An 18,963-nucleotide genomic window follows, 5' to 3' on the forward strand; every position below is an offset into this window, starting at 1 on the left:
ACCCCCACGACGGGTAATGCGAAGCATGCTGCCACGACCGGCGCGCATCGCCATCGCTTTGAGCGGACGAGGCGCCGGAACATCATCCGTCCTCCTCCGCGAACCCCCAGCGCGCGCTACGCCCCACGCCGGCGCCACCCTGTCGAGGACATCGTGGCAGGACCTGCGCCACACGCTGGCTCGCGAACGCCGTCGCCGTCCGCCGCTCGACCGATCTCTCGTGCAGCAGCGCGCAGAAGCGCTCGATCGTCGTCTTCGTGGACGGTGCCCACTTCATCGCCCGGAGGATCAACGACAAGGTCGAAAACGCGGGCAGCGGCCCCCTCAATCCACCCATTCGGAACACGAAGTGGGGACCTTGATGATGCGTAAGTGCCCAAGTCGAGACCAGAGTCCCCGCCCTCCCAGCCGTCGCCTCTCCACCCAGCCCCCGAGGGCACGCGACCTCCCGGCGGTCGCCTCCTCACCCAGCCCCTGAGAGCCCCCGGCTTCCCCGCCGTTGCCTCCCCGCCCCGCGCCGCAGGTTCCAGGCGTCTTTGCGACCGCCGCTCCGCCCACCGCCGAGAGTCTCCATCGTGCTGCCCGTTGCCTCCTCACCCGGCGGCGGAGACCCCATTCCCTCCCCGATCGGCCTCGACAGTCGACAGCCAGCCGACGCAGAAACATCGTGTCTTCATCTCCGGCCCTCCCGCCGATCTCCCGCCGCCCGAGGCGCCTGCCGCGCCTCGGGCAAGAAACCGACCCAGCGCGCGCTGGCGCCTCGCCAATACCACGTGCGATGTTGCCAGAATGCCCTCGACTCGAAGACAACCCAACCAGAAGCCGGAGACTCAGGCGAAGAAGCCCGGAACCAGCGTCAGGCAACCCTTCCTGACCGAGGACGCCGAGGTCGCGTTCCACCACTTCCGATCCATCGTGGCGCAAACCCCGGAGGACGATCTCGACCCCTGGACCGGCGATGCGCTGATCGTCGTCTACAAGGCAGGCGTCGAGATCTGGGGCCGCCGGAAGGTCGACGCGCACATCCCGGCGCTGATGTCGCGCGCGGCAGCGACCCCCCCAGGGGAGCCACAGGTGCCGCGAGCGGCGAGGCAGAGCCCGCCGCCCCGCCGCCGGGCGCGCCGCCGCCCGCGCCCGCGCCGACCGCGCAGCCGATCGACCCCTGACGTCCCCCCGGCGACGCCCCGCCCCGTTCTGCGGTAACCTCCTGCGCCACCCATGAGCGACCTCCGCCAGCCCGCCGAGACCAAGTACGAACACGAGCTCGCGGCCCTCGCCGCCAACGACACGGCGCCCAGGCCGCCCGGGTGGCGCCTCTCGCCGAGGGCCGTCGAGACCTACATCCTCGGCAGCGACAAACCCGTCGGCGGCGTCGCGATCACCCCCAAGTACATCGGCGATCGCGCCCTCGTGCAGGTCGCGCTCGCGACCCTCGCCTCCGACCGCGCCCTCATGCTCGTCGGCGAGCCGGGCACCGCCAAGAGCTGGCTCTCCGAGCACCTCTCCGCCGCCATCAGCGGCACGAGCGCCCTCGTCGTCCAGGGCACCGCGGGCACCAGCGAGGAGCACGTCAAATACGGCTGGAACTACGCCCTGCTCCTCGCCGAAGGGCCCTCGCAGAAGGCGCTCGTGCCCTCGCCCATCCTCCGCGCCATGCGCGACGGGCGCTTCGCGCGCTTCGAGGAGATCACCCGCACCTCGTCGGAGATCCAGGACGCGCTCATCTCCATCCTGTCCGAGAAGCAGATCGCCGTCCCCGAGCTCGACCAGGTCGTCCCCGCGCAGCGCGGCTTCAACCTCATCGCCACCGCCAACACCCGCGACCGCGGCGTCAACGAGATGAGCGCCGCGCTCAAGCGCCGCTTCAACTTCATCACCGTCCCCGTCGTCGACGACCTCGAGCAGGAGATCAGCATCGTGCAGAAGCGCGAGGCCGAGCTGCGCGGCGACTACCAGGTCGGCGTCGAGCCGCCCGCCGAGCTCGCCAAGCTGCTCGTCACGCTCTTCCAGGAGCTCCGCGCCGGCGTCACCAAGGACGGCAAGACCAAGGTGAAGACCCCGGGCTCCGTCCTGTCGACCGCGGAGGCAATCAGCGTGCTCTTCAACAGCGGCATCCTCGCGCAGCACTTCGGCACCGGGAAGGTGACCGCCGACGACCTCTCCCGCTCGCTGCTCGGCGCCGTGAGCAAGGAGGGCGGCGACGACCTCAAGGCCGTCCGCGAGTACTGCGAGACCGTGGCCAAGGGCCGCGCAGGGCTCTGGAAGGAGTTCTACGCCTCCGCCAAGAAGCGCCTCGCGATCTGAAGGGACCCGATGGACCTCGACCGGCTCGCCGCCGTGCACCTCTTCCCGGTGCGCCACCACTCGCCGCGCTCCAGCGCGACGCTGCGCGCCTACCTCGACGAGGTGCGCCCGAAGGCGATCTTCGTCGAGGGCCCGAGCGACGCCACCCCGCTCCTCGAGGCGCTCGTCGACCCGAAGACCGTCCCGCCCGTGGCGATCCTCGGCTACCGCACCGACGGGGAGCCCGCGTCGTCGCTGTGGCCGTTCGCCGCCTACTCGCCCGAGTACGTCGCGGTGAAATGGGCCTTCGAGCACGGCGTGCGCGTCGAGCTCATCGACATCCCCGTCGGCACGACGCTCGCCCCCTTCGACGGCGCCCTGGTCGGCCACGACGACGCCGACGATCCGGGCGGCCACGAGCGCGAGATCGACGAGGACCGCGGCGAGCACGGTGAACACGGCGGACACGGCGAGCCCGGCGAGCCCGCGGGCGACGGCGGCGCAGGGGACGGCGGCGACGGCGAGCCCGCCAGCGCGGAGGGGGAGCAGGAGAGCATCTATGCGGCGTGCGCGCGCGCCCGGGGCTTCCGCTCGTTCGAGGAGTTCTGGGAGGCCTCGTTCGAGGCGCCCCGCTACGATCCCGGGCCGTTCCGCGAGGCCCTGCTCGCGTACGCGGACCTCGTGCGCAGCGACGGGGACCGGCTGATCCATCGGGCGCGCGACGCCTACATGGCGCGGAGCATCCTCGAGCGCATGGGGCCGGACCTCGCCCCGAACGAGGTCGCGGCCGTGCTCGGCGCGGCGCACGCGGCGGCGTTCGCGGCGCGCGACGTCGATCCGGCGCTGGAGGCGCGGCTGCCAGCGCCGATCCCGTGCGCCGTGACGCTCATCCCGTTCAGCTTTCCGCGGCTCTCCGAGCAGCTCGGGTACGGCGCGGGCAACCGGGCGCCGCAGTATTACCAGCGCGCGCACGACGCGGGCGGCGACTTCCGGCGCGCCACCCTCGAAGTGCTGATCGACTTCACCGAGCACCTCCGCCTCCGCGGCTTCATGGCCTCGCTCGCCGACACCATCGAGGCCTTCCGCCTCGCGGTCTCGCTCGCCGAGCTCCGCGGCAAGGCGGAGCCCGGCCTCGACGAGGTGCGCGAGGCGACGATCGCCACGATGTGCCGCGGCGACGCCACGCACGTCGACGGCTTTCTCTGGCCGGCCGTCATCGGGCGCAACGTGGGCCGCGTCGGAGGCGGCATCGGGAAGAACTCGCTCCAGGAGGAGTTCTGGCGCGAGGTGCGCGAGCGCAGGCTCCCCGCCACCGACGCGCCCGAGTCGTTCCGGCTGTCGCTCACGAACGAGGTCGAGATCGGGACGAGCGTGCTCCTGCACCGGCTCCGCATCGCGAAGATCCCTTACGCGGCGTACGCCGGCACCCGGGCGGCCGGGCGGGGCGGCGCGGGCGCTCGCGGGCAGCGGCGCGGGCAGGCGGCGAGCGAGGTGCCGCCGGACGAGCTGCTCCGGCAGCTGAGCGAGACGTGGGAGGCGCAGTGGACGCCGGCGACCGACGTGGCGCTCGTCGAGAAGATCGTCCTCGGCGACACGCTGGAGCAGGTGGCGACGCGGCTGCTCGAGGAGGATCTCGCGGCGTGCCACACGACCGGCGAGGCCGCCGACGTGCTGCTGAACGCCGTGCTCGCGTCGAGCGCCCGCGCGGCGGCCTCGGCGCTCGACGCGTGCGACCGGTTCGCCGCGGGCGACAGCGATCTGCCGTCGCTCGCCCGGGCGTGCCGCGCCTTCGCGGGGCTCGCGTCGTTCGGGTCGTCGCGCTCGCTGTCGTCGCTCGGCGACGGGGTGATCGCGACGATGCTGGAGAAGACGTTCGCGCGCGCGGTCCTGCGCGTCCACGGCGGCTGCACGGGCAGCGACGAGGCGGTCGCCCCGGCCAAGGAGGCGCTGCGCACGCTGCACGACGTGGCGCTGTCGCAGCCGATCGTCGACCGCGCCGCGTGGTTCGAGGCGGCGCGGGCGCTCGTGGACAGCGACGCGGTGAACCCCACGGCGTCAGGCCTCGCGTGCGGGCTGCTCTACCTGGCGCAGGTCATCGATGACCGAGGGGACCGCGAAGGCGGATCCCCGAACCACGATGACGCGGTGGCGAGGATCGTCGGCCTGCGGCTCGGGAGCGCGGCCCCGCCCGAGGCGGCGGCGTCGTTCCTGGCCGGCTTCCTCGAGGTGAACGCGCTCGTGCTCGTGAAGAGCCGGCCCGTGGTCGAGGCGCTCGACGCGTTCCTCGGGGGCATCCTTCCCGAGCGCTTCAAGGACACGCTCCCGGTCCTGCGGCGCGCGTTCGCGGCGCTCGGCGCGACCGAGCGGCGGTACCTGCTCGAGAACGTGCTCGCCTCGCGGAAGCTCGGGGACAAGGCCCGCGCGGCGCAGGCGGTGCTGCTCGAGAAAGACCGCGAGAAGCTGAAGGAGATGAGCGAGGACCTGTCGCAGGCCATGGACGACCTCGACGACCTGCTCTGACGCGGGGCCGTGACCGCGGCGCGCCGCGCGCCGCCCTCGTCACGCGGCCGGCCGGCCAGCGGGGCTCGCTCGCCTCACTCTTGCCGGCCGGCCCGCGACCAACCGCCGACGTTGAGGTCCGGGTGCTGCGCCAGGAAGCTCTGCATGCCGGGCGGCGGGGACGCCCACGCTGCGAGGCGCGCCGGCGCCTTCTTGGCGGGCACCACCGCCGAGCGCGTGTAGGAGCTCCACGCGCCGTCGCCGCAGGCATAACACGCGGCGCGCGCGAGCTTCGCGGCCACCCGGAGCGCCCCCCGCGCGTCGTAGGCCGGCGCGATCTGCACGAGCTCCGGCGCATTCTCCTCTTGCCGGGCGGCCTCGGGGTCGTCCTCGTCCTCGTCGAGGAGCGCCTCGGCCTCGCCCTGCAGCGCCGGCACGCCGGACACCTCGGCGAGCAGGTTGACGATCGCCCCCTTGTCGGCGTCCCACACCGTGAACCCCACGCCCACGAAGCCGTGTGCGCCGCACGCGTAGCTGTACGTCCGCTCCTCGATGAACAGGTACGGCCCGACGCTCCCGATCGCCTCCGCCTCGTGCTGGATCACGTTGCTCCCATCCGCGTCCGACGGCGCGATCACCTGCTGGCGCGCGCCCGTCCCGCGCAGCACGAGCTCCGCGCGGTTCGCGGTGCCCTCGCCCGGCTCGCGCGTCTCCTCGGGCCCGAACTCGCAGGCCGAGGTCTCCACCTTCACCTCGCGCACCTCCCAGCGCCACTCCCCTCGACCGGTCGCCACGACGATCCCGGGCTCCTCGCGGATCACCGCGCCTTCCTCGGTGAGGTGCCATGTCCGAGGCGGCCCATCGCCCGTGCGGCCCCAGACGAGGAGCTCCCCGCCGAGCGCGGCGCCCTCAGCGCCCTTGGACTCGGACGAACGCGGGGCAGGCGGGTGCGGGACGTCGAGGGAAACGGGAAGAGCCGACTGCGGGCGGGCGGCGCAGCCGGAGATCAGCGCAAGCAAAGCGATCGACGTGGCGAGTTGGGAGCGCGGCATGCCGGCCCGAAACAGCACGACGCATGCCGCGGAGCGCCACCCTGAAAACCCACGCTGCGCCGAAGGCCGGTGTCGCCGCGGGCCCACGCCGCGTGGCAGGCCAGCCCCATCACGATCGGCCTGGACCAGCGCCTGGCGAAGGAGCTCCCGCTACGCCTCAGGAGCAGGTCCTCAGCCGCCTTCCCCCAGCCCCGCGACCGGCTCACACGCGACGGCGCGCTCGATGGCGGCGCGAAGCCAGCTGTGGCCCTCGTCGCCCTCGGAGCGTTCCGGCCAGACGAGCGTCAAGGTGTAGCCCCTCGCCTCGAGCGGACACGGCCGCACCACGAGATCGAGCTTCCGGGCCAGCGCCACGGCGACCCGCGCGGACACGGTGAGCAGCAGGTCAGAGCCGGAGAGGATGAACGGAGCGACGAGGAAATGCGACACGGTGAGGGTCACCCGACGACGCAGCCCCCGCGCCGCCAGCTCCTGATCGATGACGTTGTGGTCCTCTCCGTGCGGCGAGATCATCAGGTGCTCGCAGGCAGCGTAGCGCGCCGCCGTGAGCGCCTTTCGGGAGGCCGGGTGGCCCCGCCGCATCAGACAGACGAGCTGCTCGGCCGCGAGCAGCGTGGACCGGCATCCGTCGGGCACCGGCCCGCCGCGCCCCAGCTTGGCGTCGAGCTCGCCGCGGCGCAGGAGCTCGGCGAAATCCGGCGGGATGTTGCGGCACCGCAGGTTGACGTGCGGCGCCTCGGCGGCGAGGATCCTGGTCAACGGCGGGAGCACGAGCAGCTCCAGGTTGTCGGTCGCGACGAGCCGGAACGTGCGGGTCGAGCGCCTCGGGTCGAACCGCTCGGCCTGGCCGAAGACCTGCTCGAGCCGCTCGACGGCCTCGGCTGCTCTCGGCAAAAGATCCCGCGCGCGCTCGCTCAACGTCATCTGCCTGCCCACCTGGACGAGCAATGGATCCCCGAAATGGGCGCGCAGCCGTGAAAGCGCGTGGCTCATCGAGGGCTGCGTCACGCCCACCCGGCGCGCAGCGCGCGTGACGCTCCTCTCCTGAAGCAGAGCGTGCAAGGCCACGACAAGGTGGGTGTCCACCGACTGCAGACGCATCGTCGATGGATACCACGCCGACCCATAGACATCACCTATGTGTTGGCGCGCCTGCTATCGATTCGACGATCGATCCGCCGGCGCGTATCTCTGGTCTCCGGAGGGCTCGTGCCGCCGCACAGAGAGAGCCCCCAGGCCCCAACCCAGGAAGCTGCCATGATCATCGAGTACATTCGCTACACGATCCCCGCAGAGCAAGAGCAGGCGTTCCTGTCCGCTTATCGCGCTGCGGCCACGGAGCTGCGCGGCTCCGTGCATTGCCTCGACTATGAGATCTCCCGATGCACCGAGGAGCCGGCGAGCTTCGTCGTCCGCATCCGCTGGGACTCGCTGGAAGGCCACCTCCAGGGGTTTCGCAAGGAGGCGTCGTTTCCGTCATTCTTCGCCAAGGTGAAGCCCTTCTACGCGTGCATCCAGGAGATGAGGCACTATGCCTTGACCGACGTCGCCGGCGCGGGGGGCCGCCCTGGCGGCTGAACGAGCGCGCGTACGACGCGGGCTCCCCTGGTTTCGCGCAGGCCATCGTGCGATGCTCGGTTGATGACGCGGAAGATCGCATCGGCCCAGGCGCTCGCTCTCGGACGGTCGCTCTCGCTTCTTCTGCTCCTCGTTCACTGCACGAGCACGCCGAGCCCGGCGACCTCGGCCGCGACTCCGGACGCTCCGCCTGGCCGAGGGCCTGGCTCGCTCGCGGAGCGGGGGCCCGGCCCCGAGCCAGCCCCCGAGCAGGGGCCGGCCCGAGGGCCCGAGCCCGAGACCGGCAGCGCGCCGACGTCCGATCCCGACCAGAGCCCTGCTTCCGGTCACTCGCCCAGAGCGGACCTCCCGCCGCCCACCAAGCCGGCACGATGCGCTGCTCCGGCCCGACCTGCTCAGGACTTCGTCGACTGCGCCGGCCGCGAGGTCTTCGCCGCCGGCTGCTGCTACCCTGGCTTCGAAGCGGCCTGTGCTGGCCTCGGCTGCTCTCTGACGTCCTGCGAGCTCTTGAAATCGAACCCCCCGCAGGCCGGATGCACCCGCTGATGTCCATGCACCCGGAGGGCGCGGCGATGGGCAGCTCTCGACAACAGCCATGTCCGCGGCGACAGCCCGGTCGCTCGTCGCCGTGGGTGCATAAGCCCGTCTCGGCGCTCCTCGCGCTCCTCGCGGCGGGCGCCGCGCTAGCGGCCTGCTCCAGGGTCACCGGCGCGCCGAAGGGCCGCGAGGCAGCGCCGGAGCGTGACAGCGCCTGCGCGGATCCATCGAAGCCCAAAGCGTACTTCTATCCAGCGGAGAACCGGACGGACTACGCCCCTGACGACCCCTGGAAAGACGGCTGCGCCATGCTGGTGCCAGATCACCTGTTCTGCTGCCCGGAGAAGGCGCCCGCCGAGTCGCGGTAACAGGTCCTCCCGGAGCGGCCAACCAGGCTCCGCAGGGGAACGCTCAGCACATCCGCTATTTCCTTCACCTCGAGACAGGCGCGGTGATCCGGCTGGTCGACGGGCTCGCCGACCCGGACACGCGCGCGCGCATCGAGGAGGATCCCGGCTGCGTGCGCGTCGATGCCATCGGCGCGCCGGAGCAGTACCGATGGTTGCAGGCGTTCATCCCGACGGTCGACGACCTCGATTTCCAGCTGCTGCTCCTGCAGTGCCTCCAGGGGCGGGGATCGTTTCGGCGGTTCAAGGCCGTGCTCTCTGGCAGGCCAGAGCAGCTCCGACGCTGGCGCGTCTTCCGGCTCGCGCAGATCCGTGCCACCATCCTCGCGTGGTTTCACACCCGCGGTCTGATACCGGCTTCGTTCGAGCATGCGTGGCCCAGCGAAAGCGCTGAGCCGAGGAGATCTCACGCCGCCGGCTCGGCTCGCCAGCGGCTCCACGCGGCGGCGAGCGCCCTCGCGCCCGGCGATCTCCACGCGCTCACGTCGCTCGCCGAGTTCCTGCGCGCGACGCGCTCCGGCCTGCCGATTCCCGCGGTTTCATCGAGGGGCGACGCAGAGCGCCCCGGTGGCCTGGGCCCGTGACAGCGGGCCATGGAGACGCGATCATGAACGATATCGACGATAAACGAGATGTGACGAGCCGCCCGAGCCCCCGCCGCTGGCTCGTCGCGCGGCGAGCCACGGGCCTCGGGCCCTGGGTCGCCGGCGCCGTGCTCACGGCGATGGCCCTGGGCCCGATCGCCTGCGGCGGCGTCACCACGTTCGAAGGAGGGAAGGCGCTCGCCGTCGTGGGCCGGCCGCCCGCGCCGCCCCCGCCGCCTCCGCCGCCTCCGCCGCCCCCGCCGGAGCGCGTGGTCGTGACGGACGACAAGATCATCATCAACGAGAAGATCCAGTTCGAATACGACCAGGCGACGATCCGGACGGAGTCCCACAGCTTGCTGGACGAGGTCGTCAGCACGATCAAGAAGCACACGCACATCAAGAAGATCGCCATCGAGGGCCACGCGAGCGCCGAGGGGTCGGCCGATCACAACCTGAAGCTCTCGGACCGCCGCGCCAAAGCCGTGATGAAGTACCTCGTCGACCACGGGATCGCCGCCGGCATGCTCACCGCCAAGGGCTTCGGCAAATCGAAGCCCATCGCGGACAACGACACGCCGGAGGGGCGCGAGAAGAACCGTCGCGTCGAGTTCAACATCGTCGAGCAGGACACCGCGCAGAAGACCGCGGACGCCGGGAAATGAACGCTGGTCCGAAGCCGCCCGTGAGCGGCGCTCCCCGCAAGGAGGCGAGCATGAAGCAGTGGTTGTCGGGTCTTACCATGATGGTTCTGGCGAGCGCGTCCGCGGGCTGCTCCTTCGCCGTGCGGAACGCCGAGATGTACCGAGACGATACGGCCGCGCTGCTCGAGACGAGGCGCGACGAGATCAGCGCGTGTTATGACGCAGAGCTCGCGCGGAACCCCGGCGCGCAGGGCAAGGTCACCGTCGCTTTCACGGTGCTCGAGGACAGCGGCCGCATCACGAACGTCGCCGTCGACCCCGCCGGCACCACCGCGTCGGACGATGTGGCGAGCTGCGTCGTGAAGTCGATCGACGGGCTCGTCCTCACCCCGCCCGATGAGAAGCAAGGCAAGGGGAAGTTCGTCTGGGAGTTCACCGTCGGGGCTCCGAAGGCGTAGCTCCGCCGCGCCGGCGGAGCGCGGCAGCGCCGCCGCGCTCCGCCACGCCGTCCTCCTTGTGCCCGGCGGCCACGCCCCCTATCCTGCCGCTGTGCGGCACGCGCGCACGGCGCTCGCGGCCGATCGCTGCTCGCGCCGCGGGGCGGCTCATCGGGCTCCCGCCAAACAGGCTCTCTTGAGAGCTCGCGATCCCTCCGACACCCCACAGCGATGAGCGCCCGCACCCCCAAGAAAGCCCCTCCGCCTCCCCCCCTCGCCGGCGCGACGGATGACCTCACCGACGGCGACCGCGACGCCCTCCTGCGCTGGCGGCTCGCGCTCGGGCCGGAGGCAGAGCGCGTCGATCCTCGGCTCTCCCTCGGGGGGCTCGGCGGCGGGGCGTCCGCTCTTCACGTCGACCCGCGGCGGCTCGGCGACCTCGACAAGGCCCTCTCGTTCATCTACGACGAGCGCGCCGGCAACCTCGGCGGCTCGCGGCCGTACGTCCCCGAGTGGCTCTCCGCGGTGCGCGAGTTCTTCAGCCACGACATCGTCGCGCTCGTCCAGAAAGACGCCATCGAGAAACGAGGGCTGACGCAGCTCCTCTTCGAGCCCGAGACGCTGCCCTTCCTCGAGAAGAACGTCGAGCTCGTCGCCACCCTCATGAGCGCGAAGGGCCTCATCCCCGACGCCGCCCGGGAGACCGCCCGGCAGATCGTGCGCGAGGTCGTCGAGGAGGTGCGGCGCGCGCTGGAGTCCGAGATCCGCACCGCCGTCCTCGGCGCCCTGCGGCGGAACACGACGAGCCCGCTCCGCGTCCTCAGGAACCTCGACTGGAAGCGCACCATCCGCAAGAACCTCAGAGGATGGGACGCGGAGCGGCGCCGCCTCGTCCCGGACAAGCTCTATTTCTGGGCGAACCAGACGCGGAGGCACGAGTGGGACGTCGCGATCCTCGTCGACCAGTCGGGCTCCATGGGCGAGAGCGTCGTCTACAGCTCCATCATGGCCGCGATCTTCGCGTCCCTCGACGTCCTCCGCACTCGGCTCCTCTTCTTCGACACCGAGGTCGTCGACGTGACTCCGATGCTCGTCGATCCGGTCGACGTGCTGTTCACGGCGCAGCTCGGCGGCGGCACCGACATCAACCGCGCCGTGGCCTACGCCCAGGCGAACTTCATCGAGCGCCCCGAGAAGACGCTGTTCATCCTGATCACCGACCTGTTCGAGGGCGGCAACGCCGAGGAGCTCCTCGCCCGCATGCGCCAGCTCGCCGACAGCAAGGTGAAGTCGATCTGCCTGCTCGCGCTGTCCGACAGCGGCAAACCCTCCTACGACCACGACATGGCGCAGAAGCTCGCCGCCCTCGGGACCCCGTGCTTCGGCTGCACCCCGAAGCTCCTCGTCAAGGTGGTAGAGCGGCTCATGCGAGGTCAGGACCTCGGCCCGCTGCTCGACGCCGAGGCGCGCTGAGCGCCCGGCGAGGGCACAAAGACCACGAAGGCACAGAGGACACAGAGGTTCTTTTCCTTCCTCTGCGTCGTCTGTGCCTCCGTGGCCCCTCGCGCCGCAACGCGGGGGCGGCGTGCTCTCTCGACACGGCCGTGCCAGCGGGAGCGTCCGCGACGCCCCGCGCCGGCCCTGTCACCGCGCGCGGCGGGTCGCCTTCGCCGAGCGCTCGTCCGTCCGACGGGCGGCGGCGCGCTTCCGGGACGTGGCGCCCCGGGCAGCGCTCGCAGAGACCCGCCGACGGGCCCCGGCCGCCCGAACCACCTCTTCGAGAGAGGGTGTCTTGACCAGGAGGGGACCCGCGCTGTTCACGGCGCTGATCGAGGGGCCAACTAGGCTGATAGAAAGTTTCACTTGAACTACCGATATGTGTGGCGGACTGATCACGTCGCTCAGCGAGGGCTCATCACCTATAAACCGTTTTGATCTTTTACGCAGCGTCGCAGTGCGGAGATCACGAGCCCTGAGCGCCCGTCCGGACGTGAACTTGTCCACCCGGGAGATCCACTCGCCTTCCGCCTCTCACGGCGGATGCACGCAGGCACCACGGAGGCACGAAGGCACGGGTCTGGGTTCGCTCCGTGCCTCCGTGTCTCCGTGGTGATCGGCGAGGGACTGCCCCCGGGTGTCGCACCGGGCGCTCTGTCACGAGCTTGTTGCACGATGCAGGCCAACGATGGCCGGATGCCGGCATCGCCGCTTTTCCCAGGGGGACCGTGAGGCGTCTTTCACGGTTGAAACCACCGGTTGCAACGGTGGCGCAGCGCGACCGCATCCCTGCCCCACGGGCGCCAGGTGAGCTCAGGAGAGCGCCTCTCAGCCGGCGGGACCGGTCAACGACGATCCAGGGCGCTCGCCCAGGGGCCCGGACGGACCAGCCGCTCGGGGCGGGAGCGGCAACGCCACCTGGAACCTCGCCCCCATGCCCGGGGCGCTCTCCACCTGGATGCTGCCGCCGTGGGCCCTCAGGATCTGGTCCACGATGTACAGGCCGACGCCCAGCCCGCCATACGAGCTGGTGGGCGCCGCCCGCTCGAAGCGCCCGAAGATCCGGGCGATGCACTCCTGAGCGATCCCGATGCCCTGATCTGCCACCTGGAGCACCGCGGACCGCCCATCCACCGAGATGCGCACCTGGATCGGCTTGCCCCGCCCGTATTTGATGGCGTTCATGAGCAGGTTGGTGATCACCTGATCGATGCGCAGGCGGTCCCACCGGCCGACCGCGGTCACCGGCATGTCCAGGTCGAGCGTACAGCCGGCCCGCTCCAGCTCGGCCTCGAGGCGGCCCGCCACGTCGCGCGCCACGTCGCACAGATCCACGTCATCGAGGCTGAGCTCGAGGTGGCCGCTGTTGATGCGCGCCACGTCGAGCAGCGTGTCGATGAGCCGCGTGAGCCGGTCGATCTGCCCGCCGGCCTGGGAGAGCTTCGCCAGCACCTGCTCCGCCGGCAGCCCGCCGTCCGCGCGGTGGAGGGCGCGGGTGAGGCCCTGGACCTGGAGCACCAGCGCGCTGAGCGGCGTCCTCAGCTCGTGCGAGGCGACCGCCACGAAATCCTCGCGGATCTGCACGGCTTCGCGCGTCATCCGCAGCAGCCGGGCGTTCTCGAGGCAGAGCGCCGCGCGCTGCGCGACGTCGAGGGCGACCGCGAAATCCGGCGGCTCGAAGCGCTCGCCCGGCTCGACCCACACCATGCTGAGCGCGCCGAGCACCTCGCCGCGCGTGGCGAGCGGCACGCACAGGTAGCTGCTGGCGCCGATCTCCTGGATCACGGCGGGATCATCGATGTCGAGCGCCAGGGCGACGTCGCGCGGAGCGCACTCGACGCGCAGGTCGGGGCGGCCGGTCGTGAGCACCGCGCCGACGCCGTCCGCGGTCAAGGCGAGCTCCCGCGGGCCGAACCGCGCCATGAACCGCGCCGCGTCGCGGGCCCTGTGCGCGGCCGCGAGCCGGCGCGCGCCGCCCTCCTCCCGCAGATCGAGCACACACCAGGTGCAGACGCGCTGCGCGGAGATGCGCACGAGGGCCGCCGCGACGCTGTCCTCGTCGAGCGACGCCGAGAACGAGCTCGACGCCTCCGCGAGGATCTCCGAGCGGCGCACCGCGGCCTCGGCCTCTGCGCGGGCCGCCCGCTCGCGCGTCAGGAGGTGCAGGCGCTCCTGCTCGTGGCGCTTGCCGTCGTCGATGTCCGTGAAGCTGCCGAGCCAGGCGACCACCCGCTTCCAGACGTCCCGCTCCGGGACCGCCCGGCACAGGTGCCAGCGGTAGGCGCCGTGAATCGACCTGAGGCGACATTCGCCCTGAAAAGGCTCACCCGACTCCAGGCAGCGCCGCCACTTGCTGACGAACTGGTTCAGATCGTTCGGGTGCACCGCGGCCTGCCAGCCCCAGCCGCGGAGCGCCTCGAACGCGAGCCCCGTGTACTCCAGCCAGCGCGAGCTCACGTAATCGATGCCGCCGTCGAGCTTCGCCGTGAAGACGCACTGGGGAATGGCGTCGGCCAGGTTCTGGTACCTCGCCTGCGCGGCGCGCCGGAGGTCCTCGACCTCGGCGTCGCGCCGCCGCTGCTCGGCCTGGCGCAGGAGCTCCGCCTGCTCCTTGATCTGCTCGCCGCGCCGGTGGAGCTCGACGAACACGGCGACCTTCGCCTGGACGACCTCCGGCTCGAGCGGCTTCAGGAGGTAGTCGACGCCGCCCACGGCGTACGCCCTGTAAATGGCCGCGAGATCGTCCGTCGCCGCCGTCAGGAAGATGATCGGCGTGTGGCGCGACCGCTCCCGCTGCTTCACGAGCGAGGCGACCTCGAAGCCGTCGATGTCGGGCAGCCGCACGTCGAGCAGGATGACCGCGAAATCCTCGGACAGGATCCTGAGGAGCGCGTCCTTCCCGCTCGCGGCAGTCACGAGGCGGTAGCTCTCGTCGACAAGGATCGCCCTGAGCGCCGTCAGGTTCTCTGGCTGATCGTCGACTAGGAGAATGCTGGTCGTCGCGGGCGGGGTGGACACCGTACGGCTCCGTGGCTCAATCCGGCCGAACCCAGTGCAGGATGGTCGACATCAGCCGCCCCTCGTCCACCGGCTTGGCCACGAAATCGTTCAGGCCGGCGTCCAGGCACTTCTGTCGATCTTCCGGCATCGCCTTGGCCGTCACCGCGATGATCGGCAGCTCGTTGAAGCGAGGATCGCTCCGGATCTCCCGCGTCGCCTCGTAGCCGTCGAGCTCGGGCATCATGATGTCCATGAGGACGACATCGATGGACGAATCGGCCTCGCGCAAGATCTCGATACCGTGCCTTGCGTTCTCGGCCAGGACCACGTGCGCCCCGCGCCGCTCGAGCAGGCTCGTGATGGCGAAGACGTTGCGCGCGTCATCGTCGATGACAAGCACGCTGCGCCCGGCGAGCGCGACCGAGGAGGCGCCGTTCGTGAGGAGCGGCGCGACCGGCTCGGGCAGCTCGGCGCGCGCCGGCCTCGTCGCCTTCGACTCCGTCCGCTCCGCCGGCAGGTACAGGGTGAACTTGCTGCCGAGCCCGGGCGTGCTGTTCAGCGAGATCTCTCCGCCGAGCAGGCTGGCCAGCTCCCGGCTGATCGTCAGGCCGAGCCCTGTGCCGCCGTAGGTGCGGCTGGTCGACGCGTCCGCCTGCTGGAACGCGTCGAAGATGAGCGTCTGCTTCTCTGTCGGGATGCCGATACCCGTGTCGGTGACGGCGAACGCCAGGACGGTCTTCGCCTTGATGAGCGTCTCCCGCTTGAACGTGAGCCCCTTGCTGGCCACCTCGATCTCGAGCGAGATCCGCCCGGACGACGTGAACTTGAACGCGTTGGACAGCAGGTTCTTCAGGATCTGCTGGAGCCGCTGCAGATCCGTCATGATCCCCGCGGGGACGCCGGTCGCGACCCGCACCCAGAACTCGAGCTCCTTCTGCTCGGCGATCTGCCGGAAGCTCCGCTCGACGTACTCGGCCAGCTCGGAGAGCAGCACCCGCTGGGTCTTCACGTCGATCTTGCCGGCCTCGATCTTCGACAGGTCGAGGATCTCGTTGATGAGCTGCAGGAGGTCCTGCCCCGCCGCGGCGATCGTCTTCGCGTACTCGACCTGCTTCGGCGTGAGCGTGTGCTCCTCGTTGTCCGCGAGGATCCTGGCGAGGATGAGCAGGCTGTTCAGCGGCGTGCGCAGCTCGTGCGACATGTTCGCGAGGAACTCGGACTTGTACTTCGAGGTGCGCGACAGCTCCCTCGCCTTCTCCTCCAGGGAGGCGCTGGCGCGCGCGATCTCGCGGTTCTTGATCTCGAGCTCCGACGCCTTCTCCTCCAGCTCCTGCGACCGCGAGCCGAGCTCGGTGTTGGACCTCTGGAGCTCCTGGAGCAGCTCCTCCGTCCTCATGCTGGCGCCGATCATGTTGAACACGACGCCGATCGACTGCGTGAGCTGCTCGAGGAACGTGAGGTGGATGGGCGTGAAGTTCTGGAAGCTCGCCAGCTCGATGACCGCCTTGAGGCCGCCCTCGAAGAGCACCGGCAGGACGCAGATGTTGCGCGGCGGCGCGTCGCCGAGGCCCGAGCTCACCCGGATGTAGTCGTCCGGGAGATCCGTGACGACGATGCTCTTCTTCTCCAGGCCGCACTGCCCGACGAGCCCCTCGCCCAGCGCGAACCGGTTGGAGATGCCCTTGCGCTTCTGGAACGCGTAGCTCGACGTGAGCTTGAGCGCCGGGTACTTCTCCTCGGACTCGAGCACGTAGAAGGCCCCGTGCTGCGCCGACACGAGCGGCGTCACCTCGGACATGATGAGGCGAGAGAGCGCCTCGATCGTCCGCTGCCCGGCCATCATCCCGGAGAAGCGCGCCAGGTTCGTCTTCAGCCAGTCCTGCTCCTGGTTGGCGCGCGTCGTGTCCCGCAGGTTCGAGATCATCTGGTTGATGTTGTCCTTCAGCTGGAGGACCTCGCCCTGCGCCTCGACCGAGATGGCCCGCGTGAGATCGCCCTTCGTCACGGCGGTGGCGACCTCGGCGATGGCGCGCACCTGCGTGGTGAGGTTGCCCGCGAGCTGGTTCACGTTGTCGGTGAGGTCCCTCCACGTGCCGGCCGCGCCGGGCACCTTGGCCTGGCCGCCGAGCTTGCCCTCGATGCCGACCTCGCGCGCGACCGTGGTCACCTGCTCGGCGAACACGCGGAGCGTGTAGGTCATGTCGTTGATGGTGTCCGCCAGCGACGCGATCTCGCCCTTGGCCTCCAGGGCGAGCTTCTGGCGGAGATCGCCGTTCGCGACCGCGGTCACGACCTTGGCGATGCCGCGCACCTGCGAGGTGAGGTTCGAGGCCATGACGTTGACGTTCTCCGTCAGGTCCTTCCATGTGCCGGAGACCCCGGGCACCTGCGCCTGGCCGCCGAGCTTGCCCTCGGTGCCTACCTCGCGCGCCACGCGCGTCACCTCCGCGGCGAACGCGCGCAGCTGATCGACCATCTTGTTGATGGTGTCCTTCAGCTCGAGGATCTCCCCCTTCGCCTCGACCGTGATCTTCTGGGACAGGTCGCCGCTCGCGACCGCCTTCGTGACGAGGGCGATGTTGCGCACCTGGTTCGTCAGGTTGCCCGCGAGCTGGTTCACGTTGTCGGTGAGGTCCTTCCACGTGCCGGCGACGCCCGGCACCTGCGCCTGGCCGCCGAGCTTGCCGTCCGTGCCTACCTCGCGCGCGACGCGCGTCACCTCCGCGGCGAACGCGCGCAGCTGATCGACCATCTTGTTGATGGTGTCCTTCAGCTCGAGGATCTCCCCCTTCGCCTCGACCGCGATCTTCTGGGACAGGTCGCCGCTCGCGACCGCCTTCGTGACGAGGGCGATGTTGCGCACCTGGTTCGTCAGGTTCCCCGCGAGGACATTCACGTTGTCCGTGAGGTCCTTCCACGTCCCGCTGACGCCGCGCACCTCCGCCTGCGCGCCCAGCTTGCCCTCCGTGCCTACCTCGCGCGCCACGCGCGTCACCTCCGACGCGAACGCGCGCAGCTGCTCCACCATCTTGTTGATGGTGTCCTTCAGCTCGAGGATCTCCCCCTTCGCCTCGGCGGTGATCTTCTGAGAGAGATCGCCCTTGGCGACGGCCGTCGTGACCAGGGCGATGTTGCGCACCTGGTTCGTCAGGTTGCCCGCGAGCTGGTTCACATTGTCGGTGAGGTCCTTCCACGTGCCGGCGACGCCCGGCACCTGCGCCTGGCCGCCGAGCTTGCCGTCCGTGCCTACCTCGCGCGCGACGCGCGTCACCTCCGCGGCGAACGTCCGGAGCTGCTCCACCATCTTGTTGATGGTGTTCTTCAGCTCGAGGATCTCCCCCTTCGCCTCGACCGTGATCTGCTTCGACAGGTCGCCGTTCGCCACCGCCGTCGTCACGACCGCGATGTTGCGCACCTGGTTCGTCAGGTTCCCCGCGAGGACATTCACGTTGTCCGTGAGGTCCTTCCACGTCCCGCTGACGCCGCGCACCTCCGCCTGCGCGCCCAGCTTGCCCTCCGTGCCTACCTCGCGCGCGACGCGCGTCACCTCCGACGCGAACGCGCGCAGCTGCTCCACCATCTTGTTGATGGTGTTCTTCAGCTCGAGGATCTCCCCCTTCGCCTCGACCGTGATCTGCTTCGACAGGTCGCCGTTCGCCACCGCCGTCGTCACGACCGCGATGTTGCGCACCTGGTTCGTCAGGTTCCCCGCGAGGACATTCACGTTGTCCGTGAGGTCCTTCCACGTCCCGCTGACGCCGCGCACCTCCGCCTGCGCGCCCAGCTTGCCCTCCGTGCCTACCTCGCGCGCCACGCGCGTCACCTCCGACGCGAACGCGCGCAGCTGCTCCACCATCTTGTTGATGGTGTTCTTCAGCTCGAGGATCTCCCCCTTCGCCTCGACCGTGATCTGCTTCGACAGGTCGCCGTTCGCCACCGCCGTCGTCACGACCGCGATGTTGCGCACCTGGTTCGTCAGGTTCCCCGCGAGGACATTCACGTTGTCCGTGAGGTCCTTCCACGTCCCGCTGACGCCCTGCACCTCCGCCTGCGCGCCCAGCTTGCCCTCGGTGCCTACCTCGCGCGCCACGCGCGTGATCTCCGAGCCGACGGTCTGCAGCTGCTGGACGACGTCGTTCACCTCATCGGCGATCTGACCGATCGTCCCAGGCACCTCGCCGATGCCGACGCGGGCGGAGAAGTTGCCGGCCTTCACCGCCTTGAGCACCTCCAGCACCGCCTGGAGCTGCATCTCCCGCACATCCAGGTGGCTCCCGTTGGCGCCGCGCTTGCGGGGCGGCGGCTTCTTCTTGCTCGCTCCGCTCCCGTGCTTGTCCTTCGAGGTCGCCGCGATGTTGTTCGATTGCATGACCACCTTCCTGACGACGATAGCGCGCCTGGAGTGCTAGTTCCCGTTTCAGGTGTTCAGGCCTCGTCGACGCCGG

At 70.4% G+C, this 18,963-nt stretch carries 14 protein-coding genes; 9 read left to right on the forward strand and 5 right to left on the reverse strand.

Translation table 11 applies throughout. The features are described 5' to 3' along the window. Positions 1-82 precede the first annotated feature (82 nt). A complete protein-coding gene (locus tag WMF12_RS40700) occupies positions 83-277 on the reverse strand; it encodes a hypothetical protein (protein WP_437853933.1) in 195 nt (64 codons plus the stop codon). A gap of 512 nt (positions 278-789) precedes the next feature. Between WMF12_RS40700 and WMF12_RS40705 the strand changes: the two genes are divergently transcribed. The 3 genes from WMF12_RS40705 to WMF12_RS40715 are packed head-to-tail and all read left to right on the forward strand — an operon-like array spanning position 790 to position 4,803. Further along, positions 790-1,203, forward strand: coding sequence for a hypothetical protein (locus tag WMF12_RS40705; RefSeq protein WP_437853934.1), 414 nt, complete (start codon positions 790-792; stop codon positions 1,201-1,203). Positions 1,204-1,218: 15 nt separating this feature from the next. Then, a complete protein-coding gene (locus tag WMF12_RS40710) occupies positions 1,219-2,304 on the forward strand; it encodes an ATP-binding protein (protein ID WP_437546245.1) in 1,086 nt (361 codons plus the stop codon). A 9-nt stretch (positions 2,305-2,313) separates the two neighbouring features. Further along, the gene (locus WMF12_RS40715) at positions 2,314-4,803 is read left to right on the forward strand and encodes a DUF5682 family protein (protein ID WP_437853936.1); all 2,490 of its coding nucleotides are present in this window, start codon (positions 2,314-2,316) and stop codon (positions 4,801-4,803) included. 74 nt (positions 4,804-4,877) lie between these two features. Here the strand turns inward: WMF12_RS40715 and WMF12_RS40720 are convergent, their stop codons facing one another. Next, the gene (locus WMF12_RS40720; protein WP_437853938.1) at positions 4,878-5,834 is read right to left on the reverse strand and encodes a hypothetical protein; all 957 of its coding nucleotides are present in this window, start codon (positions 5,832-5,834) and stop codon (positions 4,878-4,880) included. A gap of 171 nt (positions 5,835-6,005) precedes the next feature. Then, positions 6,006-6,935 carry a LysR family transcriptional regulator gene (locus tag WMF12_RS40725; protein ID WP_437853940.1) on the reverse strand — a complete coding sequence of 310 codons (930 nt, stop codon included), beginning with the start codon at positions 6,933-6,935 and terminating at the stop codon, positions 6,006-6,008. A gap of 156 nt (positions 6,936-7,091) precedes the next feature. Here WMF12_RS40725 and WMF12_RS40730 point away from each other — a divergent pair, with 156 nt between their 5' ends. The 6 genes from WMF12_RS40730 (at position 7,092) to WMF12_RS40755 (ending at position 11,494) form a co-directional block, all read left to right on the forward strand. Next, positions 7,092-7,412: a putative quinol monooxygenase gene (locus WMF12_RS40730; protein WP_437742137.1), complete on the forward strand. Its 321-nt coding sequence runs from the start codon at positions 7,092-7,094 to the stop codon at positions 7,410-7,412. A 632-nt stretch (positions 7,413-8,044) separates the two neighbouring features. Further along, a complete protein-coding gene (locus tag WMF12_RS40735) occupies positions 8,045-8,317 on the forward strand; it encodes a hypothetical protein (protein ID WP_437853942.1) in 273 nt (90 codons plus the stop codon). An 83-nt stretch (positions 8,318-8,400) separates the two neighbouring features. After that, complete coding sequence (locus tag WMF12_RS40740) at positions 8,401-8,940, forward strand: UPF0158 family protein (RefSeq protein ID WP_437853944.1); 540 nt, start codon at positions 8,401-8,403, stop codon at positions 8,938-8,940. A 23-nt stretch (positions 8,941-8,963) separates the two neighbouring features. Further along, positions 8,964-9,605 carry an OmpA family protein gene (locus WMF12_RS40745; protein WP_437853946.1) on the forward strand — a complete coding sequence of 214 codons (642 nt, stop codon included), beginning with the start codon at positions 8,964-8,966 and terminating at the stop codon, positions 9,603-9,605. 50 nt (positions 9,606-9,655) lie between these two features. Continuing rightward, entirely contained in the window at positions 9,656-10,042 is a 387-nt protein-coding gene (locus WMF12_RS40750; protein ID WP_437742140.1) for an AgmX/PglI C-terminal domain-containing protein, read from the forward strand. Between the two features lie 210 nt (positions 10,043-10,252). After that, positions 10,253-11,494: a VWA domain-containing protein gene (locus WMF12_RS40755; protein WP_437853948.1), complete on the forward strand. Its 1,242-nt coding sequence runs from the start codon at positions 10,253-10,255 to the stop codon at positions 11,492-11,494. Between the two features lie 852 nt (positions 11,495-12,346). Here the strand turns inward: WMF12_RS40755 and WMF12_RS40760 are convergent. Together WMF12_RS40760 and WMF12_RS40765 are read right to left on the reverse strand one after the other, a co-directional pair. Beyond that, positions 12,347-14,536, reverse strand: a complete 2,190-nt coding sequence (locus WMF12_RS40760; protein ID WP_437853950.1) for an ATP-binding protein — start codon at positions 14,534-14,536, stop codon at positions 12,347-12,349. Positions 14,537-14,552: 16 nt separating this feature from the next. Beyond that, positions 14,553-18,887, reverse strand: a complete 4,335-nt coding sequence (locus WMF12_RS40765) for a HAMP domain-containing protein (protein ID WP_437853955.1) — start codon at positions 18,885-18,887, stop codon at positions 14,553-14,555. Between the last annotated feature and the right edge of the window lie 76 nt (positions 18,888-18,963).

The organism is Sorangium sp. So ce363, assembly GCF_051520435.1.
Taxonomy (GTDB): Bacteria; Myxococcota_A; Polyangia; order Polyangiales; family Polyangiaceae; genus Sorangium; species Sorangium cellulosum_B.